The organism is Actinosynnema sp. NPDC059797 (assembly GCF_042732085.1).
In the GTDB taxonomy this organism is placed as follows: domain Bacteria; phylum Actinomycetota; class Actinomycetes; order Mycobacteriales; family Pseudonocardiaceae; genus Actinosynnema.
In genome coordinates this window covers 1-10,567 of sequence record NZ_JBHWIE010000248.1, presented here as the reverse complement: position 1 = coordinate 10,567, position 10,567 = coordinate 1, and the positions used below count along the sequence as shown (strand labels likewise).

At 71.2% G+C, this 10,567-nt stretch carries 5 protein-coding genes; 2 read left to right on the top strand and 3 right to left on the bottom strand.

What is annotated here, in order from left to right:
- Window positions 1-39: 39 nt before the first annotated feature.
- Together ACFV4N_RS32890 and ACFV4N_RS32885 are read right to left on the bottom strand one after the other, a co-directional pair.
- On the bottom strand, window positions 40-2,169 hold the full coding sequence (locus tag ACFV4N_RS32890; protein WP_499676544.1) for a family 43 glycosylhydrolase: 2,130 nt from the start codon (window positions 2,167-2,169) through the stop codon (window positions 40-42).
- 38 nt (window positions 2,170-2,207) lie between these two features.
- Window positions 2,208-3,686, bottom strand: a complete 1,479-nt coding sequence (locus ACFV4N_RS32885; protein WP_499676543.1) for an endo-1,4-beta-xylanase — start codon at window positions 3,684-3,686, stop codon at window positions 2,208-2,210.
- Window positions 3,687-4,236: 550 nt separating this feature from the next.
- Here ACFV4N_RS32885 and ACFV4N_RS32880 point away from each other — a divergent pair.
- Complete coding sequence (locus ACFV4N_RS32880) at window positions 4,237-5,892, top strand: glycoside hydrolase family 27 protein (RefSeq protein WP_499676542.1); 1,656 nt, start codon at window positions 4,237-4,239, stop codon at window positions 5,890-5,892.
- A gap of 77 nt (window positions 5,893-5,969) precedes the next feature.
- On the opposite strand, the gene ACFV4N_RS32875 is transcribed toward ACFV4N_RS32880, so the two are convergent.
- Window positions 5,970-8,825 carry a glycosyl hydrolase family 95 catalytic domain-containing protein gene (locus tag ACFV4N_RS32875; RefSeq protein WP_499676541.1) on the bottom strand — a complete coding sequence of 952 codons (2,856 nt, stop codon included), beginning with the start codon at window positions 8,823-8,825 and terminating at the stop codon, window positions 5,970-5,972.
- A gap of 356 nt (window positions 8,826-9,181) precedes the next feature.
- Between ACFV4N_RS32875 and ACFV4N_RS32870 the strand changes: the two genes are divergently transcribed.
- Window positions 9,182-10,555, top strand: coding sequence for an RICIN domain-containing protein (locus tag ACFV4N_RS32870; protein ID WP_499676540.1), 1,374 nt, complete (start codon window positions 9,182-9,184; stop codon window positions 10,553-10,555).
- Window positions 10,556-10,567: the final 12 nt, after the last annotated feature.

Below are 10,567 nucleotides of genomic sequence, written 5' to 3'. Positions count from 1 at the left end.
CGACCGGACGGGTCGGGCCGGACCGCGGCGGGGTGGCGGTCAGGGAGTGGTCAGGGTGAACTGGCGGACGGTCACCGAGCCGCCGAGGGCCTGCGTGGCGAAGTTGAAGATGCCGAAGCGGTAGCCCATGAAGAACTGCCAGGTGTTGTTGAGCGTGAACGCCGGCCCGAGCGAGGTGAAGTTCACCCCGTCGGTGCTGTAGGAGAAGCGGGCGACGCGGTTGGAGCCGGGTTGGATGTCGGCGTTGACCCGCAGCCAGACCCGACTGCCGCCGAGCGCGGCGCTCGCGGCCTCGGTGCCGGTGCTGGTGGTGCGCCAGCTGCCGTCCATGGCCAGGCCGGTGGTCATGGACAGGCGGTTGACGCCGTTGTCGCGCTTGACGCCGATCCAGGCCGAGGACTGGCGCAGCATCGCCAGGCCGGTCCGGTCGCCGTCGCGCATCGCGCCGAGGTCCAGCTCGACGGTGGCGGTGGAGGTCGGCCCCTGGATGCGGTGGGTCAGGGTGTTGCGGGCGGCGTACAGGTCACCGGTGACCGTGGCCGTGGACAACCTGAGCCCGTTGTTCACCGAGTACTTCGACGTGTCCGGGTCGTGGTTCCACTCCCACTGCGGGCCGAGCGCCGTGCCCGCGAAGGTGTCGGTCCCGGTGAGGGGTTTGACCGGCCTGGTGGGCAGCGGCGAGGGGTAGTTCACGCCCCACCTGCCGTTGACCGTCTGCAGGGTCGGCCACCCGTCCGCGGTCCAGCTGATCGGGGCCAGCGCCGGGACCCGACCGCCCGGGTAGGCGTCGACGAACGACATGTAGTACCAGGACCCGTTCTGCGTCTGGACCAGACCGCCCTGGTGGGGCACGCCGCCACCGGGGATCGGACCCGGCAGGTCGAGCAGCACCTGCCGCACGGTGTACGGCCCGAACGGCCCGTTATCCGACTTGAGCACGTACTGGCCGTTGGCGGGCCGGGTCAGCCAGATGTAGTAGCTGCCGTTGCGCTTGTAGAACCTCGCGCCCTCCAGCGTGCCGATGTTCGAGGGCGTCTGGAACACCTGCTGCGCGCGGACCTGGCTGCGCCCGTCGGCGGACAGCTGGGCGACGCTGATGGTCGTGTTGCCGTAGGCGACGTACATCGTGTCGTTGTCGTCGACGAGCATGCCCGCGTCGTAGTAGCAGTTGTCGATCTGGGCGTGCCGGTTCCAGGGCCCTTCCACACTGGCGGCGGTGTAGATGTAGGTGTCGTTGAAGTCGATGCACCCGGCCCAGTAGTACGTGCGGTTGCTCGGCCGGTACTGCAACGTCGAGGCCCAGATGCCGTTGACGTAGGCCCGCTGCCCGCTGGTCAGGTCGTACTTGGCGCCGAAGTCCAGTGACGGCACCGAGTGGCCGGCGAACTCCCAGTTGACCAGGTCGTACGAGCGCAGGATCGGCGCGCCCGGCGAGTAGTGCATCGTCGACGCGGTCATGTAGTAGGCGTCGCCGACCCGGATCACCTCGACGTCGGCGAAGTCCTGCCACACGACCGGGTTGGTGTACTGGCCGGGCGGCTGCTGCCCGGTGGTGGTCGTGGTGGTGGGACCGGAGCCCACGCGCACGAGCTGCCACTGCTGGTTGGCGCCGCCCCAGTCGCTGTACTGGACGACGTTCGCGCCGTCGGTGGTGGCGGCGTTCTGGACCTCGACGGCCTTGTTGCTGTTGCGGTTGATCAGGCGCACGTAGCCGTCGGCGGAGTCGGCGAGGCGGAACTGCTGGTTGCTGCCGTTGCCGTCGGCCCACTGGACGACGTTGGCGCCGTCGGCCGTCGAGAAGTTGTAGACGTCGAGCACCTTGCCGGAGTGGCGTGACTTGAGCCGGTAGTAGCCACCGCCGGAGTCGACGAACTGCCACTGCTGGTTGGCGCCGTCGCCGCGGGTCCACTGGGTGATGCGGCCCCCGTCGGCGGTCGAGAAGTTGTAGACGTCCAGCGCCTTGCCGCTGTTGCGGTTGACCAGCACGTACCACGCGTTCGTGTCGACCGTGGCTGCGGATGCCGCGGTCGAGCCGAACACCGCCGTCAGCCCGCCCAGGAGGACCACCACGAGCGCGGTGGCCGCTCCGGCCCAGCGGCGGCGCGCCCGGGTGGGACCGGGCGTGGCCGGCCGTCCCGTCGGTGACGGGGGTTGTCTCGTCCCGTACATGGTTCGCACTCTTTCGTCGTGGGGGAGGGGACCGCGCGTCAGCCGACGCGGAGGAGCTGCCACTGCTGGTTGGCGCCGCCCCAGTCGCTGTACTGGACGACGTTCGCGCCGTCGGCGGTCGCCGCGCCCTGGACCTCCACGGCCTTGCCGCTGTTGCGGTTGACCAGCCTGATGTAGCCGCTGCCGTCGACCACGCGGAACTGCTGGTTGGAGCCGTTCCCGTCGGTCCACTGCACGATGGCCGCGCCGTCGGAGGTGGAGAAGTTGTAGACGTCGAGCACCTTGCCCGAGAGCCGGGACTTCACCCGGTAGTAGCCGCCGCCGGAGTCGACGAACTGCCACTGCTGGTTGTTGCCGTCGTTGCGGCTCCACTGGGTGATCCGCGCGCCGTCGCCGGTCGAGAGGTTGTAGACGTCCAGCGCCTTGCCGCTGTTGCGGTTCACCAGCACGTACCACGCGGTGGGGTCGATGACCCCCGGCTGGCCGCCGGAGCCCTCGTTGAGGGCGTTCAGCACGGCGGTGTAGGCGGGCTTCTTGTTGCCCGAGCCGTCGAACAGCAGCGGGTTCTGCCCGGTGCGCCAGGAGTCGGTGTCGCGGATGCCCCAGACGGTGATGCCGGTGCACCTGGCGACGGCGAGGCAGGCGCGGGTGACGGCGGCGTACGCGTTGGCCTGGTTCGAGCCGGAGATGTCCAGCTCCGTGATCTGCACGTCGACGCCGAGGTCCGCGAAGCGCTGGAGGTTGGCCTGGTAGTCGGCCGGCGCGGAGTTGGTCAGGTGGGACTGGAAGCCCACGCAGTCGATCGGCACGCCGCGGGCCTTGAAGTCGCGCACCATGTTGTAGATGCCGGTGCTCTTGGCGTTGACGCCGTCGGTGTTGTAGTCGTTGTAGCAGAGCTTCGCGCCCGGGTCGGCGGCGCGGGCCGTGCGGAAGGCGACCTCGATCCAGTCGTTGCCGGTGCGCTGGAGGTTGGAGTCCCGCCGCCCGCCGCTGCCGCCGTCGGCGAACGCCTCGTTCACCACGTCCCACGAGTGGATCTTGCCGCGGTAGTAGGAGGCGACCCGGTTGATGTGGTTGACCAGGGCCTGGCGCAGCGCCGAACCCTCCATGCGCTGCATCCAGCCGGGCTGCTGGGCGTGCCAGGCGAGGGTGTGGCCGCGCACCTTCATGCCGCGGCTGATGGCGTGGTTGACGATCCGGTCGCCGTTGGTGAACGTGAACTGGCCCTGGTTCGGCTCGGTCGCGTCCATCTTCATCTCGTTCTCGGCGGTGACGCTGTTGAACTCGCGGTTCAGGATCGTCGTGTAGGTGCTGTCACCGAGCCTGCCCGCGGCGATGGCGGCGCCGAAGTACCGGCCCTTCTCCGCCGCCGAGGCGCCCAGCGTCGTGCCGGCCGAGGCCTGGCCGGTGGCGACCGCCATCAGGGTGGCGGAGAGTCCCGCGACGAGCAGCAACGCCGTTGTTCTCGGCCGGCGCGAGTGCGTCGGCCGAATGACCGCTCGTGTCGAATCGTTCATCACGTGTCCTCACGGATCGGAACACCGCGGGCCTTGGTTTCCGCGGTGGCAGGGCGCACCGGCGAACGCCTGGAACAACCGCCGACCGGAAGCCCCCCATTCTGTTAGCGTTAACACCAATAAGGCCGAAACTCTGCTGTGCAAAAGGAGCTGTGCCGGGGGTTCGATGGTCGTCGCCACAGGCGCACGCCGTGCCTGTCAGACTGTGAACGATGGCGCGGGCCCCGGTCAAGATGCTTCGAAATTGTTTCGTGCAGGTGAGCGGCGGTCTTCGGGCGCGGGTGCTCCGCCTGGGTGAGCGGAGGGCGTCGGTGGGGGCGTAATCAGGTCGAACGTCATTCGACAGTGAATTCGCCGGGACGAGCTAAAGTTAGCGCAAACATTTTAGCTCTTGAGCGCGTTGACCCCGGATCGCCGGGGTGGCTACCGTGCTGAGCGGTGGATCGACCCGCTCCGGCGGGTCGCGTGCCGCCGGTGCGACCGCTCGGCAGAGACGGCGCGGGGTGCCGACACGTCGAGCGACCCCGGTCGAAGCGGAAAGGGGGCAATGATGCCCGCCCGTACACGCAGACGATTCCTCCACCTGGTCACGGCCGCGATCGCGGCGCTGGGGGTGCTCTCCGCGGCACCCCTCACCCCCGCCGCACCCGCGGCCGGGGCCGCCCCCGGCAGCCCGGCGCTGACCCCGCCGCTGGGGTGGAACAGCTGGAACAGCTTCGGGTGCGGCATCACCGAGGCCCAGGTCCGCCAGGCGGCGGACGCGATGGTGTCCTCGGGGATGCGGGACGCCGGCTACCGGTACGTGGTGGTCGACGACTGCTGGTTCGACCCGAACCGCGACGCGCAGGGCAACCTGCGCTCCCACCCCACCAAGTTCCCCAGCGGCATGAAGGCGCTGGGCGACTACATCCACGCGCGCGGCCTGAAGTTCGGCATCTACCAGGTGCCCAACGAGAAGACCTGCGCCCAGACCACGGGCGCGCACCCCGGTGCGACCGGCAGCAAGGGCCACGAGGCGCAGGACGCCCGGACGTTCGCCTCCTGGGGCGTGGACTACCTCAAGTACGACTGGTGCTCGGGCGCGGGCACCCGGGACGAGCAGGTGGCCCGGTTCACCATCATGCGCGACGCGCTGCGCGCCACGGGTCGCCCGATCGTCTACAGCATCAACCCCAACAGCTTCCACGCCATCACCGGGGACAAGTACGACTGGGGCGAGGTGGCCGACCTGTGGCGGACCACCGAGGACCTGCTGGACATCTGGCAGAACGGCAACGTCAACAGCTACCCGATGGGCGTGGGCAACGTCCTGGACGTGACCGCGCCGCTGGCCGCGCAGAACGGTCCGGGCAACTGGAACGACCCGGACATGCTCGTCGTCGGCCGCCCGGGGCTCAACCTCACGCAGTCGCGGTCGCACTTCGCGCTGTGGGCGCTGATGGCCGCCCCGCTGATGGCCGGCAACGACATCCGCACCATGTCCTCCGACATCAGCGCGATCCTGCGCAACCCCCGCCTGATCGCGGTCAACCAGGACCCGCTGGGCGCGGGCGGGCGACGGGTCCGCGACGACGGCAACACCGAGGTCTTCGCCAAGGCCCTGGCCGACGGCTCGGTCGCGGTGGGCCTGTTCAACCGCGGTGGCGGCAGCACCACCATCTCCACCACCGCCGCCCAGGTCGGCCTGTCCGGGAGCGCGTTCACCCTGACCGACCTGTGGACCGGTGGCACCTCGAGCACCTCGGGCGCCATCTCGGCCACCGTGCCCGCGCAGGGCGTGGCCGCGTTCCGGGTCACCGGCGGCAGCCCCGTCGCCGCCACCACCTCCCGGCTGCGCGGCGCCGGCTCCGGCCGCTGCGTCGACGTGGACAACGCCGCCACCGCGGCCGGCACCGCCACCCTGCTGTGGGACTGCCACACCGCCGCCAACCAGCTGTGGACGACCTGGGCCGGCGGCGAGGTCCGGGTCTTCGGCGACAAGTGCCTCGACGCCGACAACCAGGGCACCGCCAACGGCACCCGCGTGATCATCTGGACCTGCAACGGCCAGGCGAACCAGCGCTGGACCTTCGGCTCGGACGGGTCCATCCGCAACGCCCACGCCGGCCTCTGCCTGGACGCCGACCAGGCCGGCACCGCCAACGGCACCAGGCTGATCCTGTGGACCTGCAACGGGCAGGCCAACCAGAGGTGGGTCCGCGTCTGACGCGCAGGACCGGGCCGTCCACCAGGGGAGCGGGGGTCGAGCGGGCGCGCCACGCCTGCCCGGCCCCCGCTCCCCGTTCAGGCCCGCCGGAGCTGGAAGCGCTGGTTGGGGCTGCCGGTGAGGGCGTACTGGGAGATGCGGGCGCCGTCGGCGGTGGAGGCGGACCACACGTCCATCGCGAGGCCGCTCTGCTGGTTGACCAGGCTCACCACGCCACCGCCGTGGTCGACCAGCCGCCACAGCTGGTTCGGGGTGCCGGCATCGCGCTGCTGGGTGATGTCGGCGCCGCTGCCGGTGCCGGAGACCTGGAGCACCAGGCCGCTGTGCCGGGCCCGGACGCGGTGGTGGTCGCCGGTGGGCAGGAAGTCGAACTGCTGGTTGGCGCCGCCCGTCGCGGGCCACTGGACCAGGGCCGCGCCGGCGGCGGTCGAGGCGCCGGTGACGTCGGCCGACTTGCCGCTGTGCTGCGCCACGAGGTGGTAGTGCACGCCCGGCTCGACCAGCGGCGGCTGCCCGAGGGAGGTCACGCGGTAGGTGCGACCGGCCTGCCCGGTGAACCGCACCAGGTCGGGCTCGACCTGCTCCGGCCGGACGGTGGCGCCGCCGGTCACGTCGCGCACCTCGTACGACCCGGTGAACACCCGGCTGCGGACCCGGACCACGCCGTCGCGGTCGGGGGTGACGGACAGCTCCACGGCCCGGCCACCGCTCCACGCGGCGCCGACGGTGTACCCGCCCCGGCCGCGCAGCCCGTCCACCCGGCCGACCGGCCAGGCGGTCGGCAGCGCGGGCAGCACGTGCAGTTCGCCGTTGTGGCTGTGCAGCAGCATCTCGGCGATGCCGGACGTCGCGCCGAAGTTGCCGTCGATCTGGAACGGCGGGTGCAGGTCGAACGCGTTGGGCGCGAGCCGGTCCGGCGTCACCAGCAGGCGGATCAGGTCGTGCGCCCGGCCGCCCTCCTCCAGCCGCGCCCAGTAGTTGATCTTCCAGGCCAGGGACCAGCCGGTGCCGTCGTCACCGCGCAGCTGGAGGGTCCGGCGGGCGGCCTCGAACAGCTGGGGCGTGCCCCGCTTGGTGATCTGGTTGCTCGGGTGCAGGCCGTACAGGTGGGACACGTGCCGGTGCCGGGGCTCGGTCTCGACCCAGTCGTGCAGCCACTCCATGACGTTCCCGCGCGACCCGATCCGCGTCGGGGCCAGCCGCCGGCTCGTCGCGCGGACCCGGGTCCGGAAGTCCTCGTCCACGCCCAGCACCTCCGAGGCGCGGGCGCAGCCCTCGAACAGGTCGCGCAGGATCTGCATGTCCATGGTGGGCCCGGCGCACACGCTGGCGTTCGCGTGGTGGGGCAGCTCCGGCGAGTTCGACGGGTTGGTGACCAACCACTTCGAGGTCGGTTCCTCCACCAGGGTGTCGAGGAAGAACTGGGCCGAGCCCTTCATCGCGGGGTAGTACGAGCGCAGGAACCCGACGTCGCCGGTGAACAGGTAGTGGTCCCAGATCAGGGTGGACAGCCACGCGCCGCCGGTCTGCCACATGCCCCAGAGCGCGCCGTCCACGACCGAGGAGCCCCGCCACGCGTCGGTGTTGTGGTGGGTGACCCAACCGCCGGCGCCGTACTGGGCCCGCGCCGTGCGGGCGCCGGTGGCGGTGAGGTCGCCGATCATGCGGAACACGGGCTCGTGGCACTCGGCGAGGTTGGTCGTGTCCGCCGGCCAGTAGTTCATCGGCAGGTTGGCGTTGAGGGTGTACTTCGACTCCCACGACGGCGCGAGCTGGTCGTTCCAGATGCCCTGGAGGTTGGCGGGCTGGGTCCCCGGCCGCGACGACGAGATCAGCAGGTACCGGCCGTACTGGAAGAGCAGGGCGGAGAACTGGGGGTCCGCGGTGCCGGCGTGCCGGGCGATGCGGACGTCGGTCGGCTGGTCCGCCGCCGCGGTGCGGCCCAGGTCGATCGTGACCCGCCCGAACAGGGCCTGGTAGTCGGCCACGTGCCGGGCGCGCAGCACGTCGTACGCCGTGCCCTGGGCGCCGCCGAGGCGGGCCCGCGCGATGCCCTGGTAGTCGCCGCCCACGTTCCGGTAGTCGACGTAGCTGGTGCCGATCGAGATCAGCAGCGTCACGCCGGTGGCGTTGGACACCCGCAGCGAACCGCCGGAGCTGCTGGTGCTCCCGCCCTCGGCGATGGCCTTGGCCAGCACGAGGAACCGGACCGAGCCGGCGATGCCGCGCTGGTCGCCGGAGCGGCCGTCCAGCGCGATGGTCGTGTTGTCCGGGCTCGACGCCGTCGCCCGCTGCGGCGTGCCGAACGAGGCGGTGAACGAGATCGCGCCCTGCGCCTCGGCCGTCAGGCGCACGGCGATCACCTGGTCCGGCGCGCTGGCGATCACCTCCCGCCGGTGCCGCACGCCGTTCACCGCGTAGGTCACGACGGTCGTCGCGGTGGTCAGGTCCAGCCACCGCTGGTAGTCGGAGACCGCGCCGCCGGGGAAGGTGAGCCTGAGGTCGCCGACGGTCTGGTAGGCGAGCTGGCCGGCCGGGTTCCCCAGCATCGCCTGGTCGATGAGGGTCTGCGCCTGCGCCCACTGGTCGGCGAACACCAGCCGCCTGATCTCCGCCAAGGCGCTCGCGCCCCGCGTGTTGGTGTAGTCGTGGGGGCCGCCCGCCCAGACCGTGTCCTCGTTGAGCTGCAACCGCTCCACGTCGGCGTTGCCGAAGACCATCGCGCCCAGGCGGCCGTTGCCGACCGGGAGCGCGCGGAGCCAGTCCGTCCCGGACTGCTCGTCGTACCACAGCGCCAGGTCGCCGACCGCGCGCACCTCCGGCGGCGCGACGGAGTCGGCGCGTGCCGCCGCCGTCCAGCCGCCCGCGCCCAGCACGGCGCCCGCGCCCGCCGCGCCGAGCTTCATCAGTTGCCTTCGAGGCAGGTCGGCCATGCTGGACCCTCCAAAGGGGACGGTGTCGACGCAGCGGCGGCCGGGGCTCCCGGCAACGTAGCCGGCGTCGCCCCGGAGCGTCAACCACCGTGAGCACCCTGATGTGAGCGATAACATCAACCACGCTGCGATGACCTGGTCGAACCCCCGTTCGACAGGAGGAAGCTGCCGTGCTGGAGCGGCGGATTTGGTCCGTTCGGCTCACAAGTTAGCGCTAACAATTTTAGCAGTTTCCTGCGTTGACGCCCCGAGTCGCCGCCGGCTACGGTGCCCGAGCGGGTCCTGGTGAGCCGTGCGGTACCGGCCCGGGCGAGTGGTCCGGTCGCACCCGTCGACGATGACGAGGGAGCCTTCTGATGCGACGAACACGTTGGGGCGCGAGGGCGGACCGGCCGGGGGATCCCGGCCGACGACCGGTGACGGCCGCCGTGGCGGCGGTGCTGCTCGCGGCCGGGGCGGTCACCGCGGTCACCGCCGCGCCCGCGTCGGCGGCGACGGTCGACCCGAGCGCGTGGTACGTGCTGGTGAACCGCACCAGCGGCAAGGCGCTGGACGTCCACAACCTGTCGACCGCCGACGGGGGCCGCATCACCCAGTGGACGCGCAACGACGGCGCCAACCAGCAGTGGCAGTTCCTGGACTCGGGCGGCGGCTACTACCGGCTCAAGTCCCGGCACTCCGGCAAGGTCCTCGACGTGCCCGGCTCGTCGACCGCGGACGGCGCCGCGATCCAGCAGTGGGCCGACCACGGCGGGACCAACCAGCAGTTCCGGCTGGCCGACTCCGACGGCGGGCACGTGCGGCTGATCGCCCGGCACAGCGGCAAGGCGGTGGAGGTGCAGGGCGCGTCCACCGCGGACAACGCCAACGTCGTCCAGTACGCCGACCACGGCGGGGCCAACCAGCAGTGGCAGCTCGCCAGGGTGTCGGGCGGCGACCCCGGCGGCAGCGGCTGCGGCCGGGTGCCGACGTTGCGCAGCGGCACGCACACGATCCAGAGCGGCGGGAAGAGCCGCAGCTTCATCCTGCGGGTGCCCGACGGTTACGACAACAGCCGCCCCTACCGGCTGATCTTCGGGTTCCACTGGCGGGGCGGCACGATGAACGACGTCGCCTCCGGCGGGACCAGCGGGACCGCGTGGTCGTACTACGGGATGCAGGAGCAGTCGAACAACAGCGCGATCCTGGTCGCGCCCCAGGGCCTCGGCAACGGCTGGGCCAACTCGGGCGGCGAGGACGTCACGTTCGTCGACGACATGATCAGGCGGATCGAGGGCGACCTCTGCGTCGACCCGAAGCTGCGCTTCGCGATGGGCTTCAGCTACGGCGGCGGCATGAGCTACGCGCTCGCGTGCGCCAGGGCGACCGTGTTCCGGGCGGTGGTCGTCTACGCCGGCGCGCAGTTGAGCGGGTGCGCCGGTGGGAGCCAGCCGATCGCCTACTTCGGCCTGCACGGCCTCACGGACAACGTCCTCAACATCTCGCTGGGCCGGCAGCTCCGAGACCGGTTCGTGGCCAACAACGGCTGCACGCCGCAGAACCCGCGCGAGCCGGCGCAGGGCAGCATGAGCCACGTGACCACGACGTACTCGTGCCGGGCGGGCTACCCGGTGCAGTGGGCCGCGTTCGACAACGGCCACATGCCCGGCCCGGTCGACGGCACCTACGCCGAGAGCGGCGTGCGGACCTGGACCAAGGGCGAGGCCTGGAGGTTCATCTCGCAGTTCTGATCACGACACCGG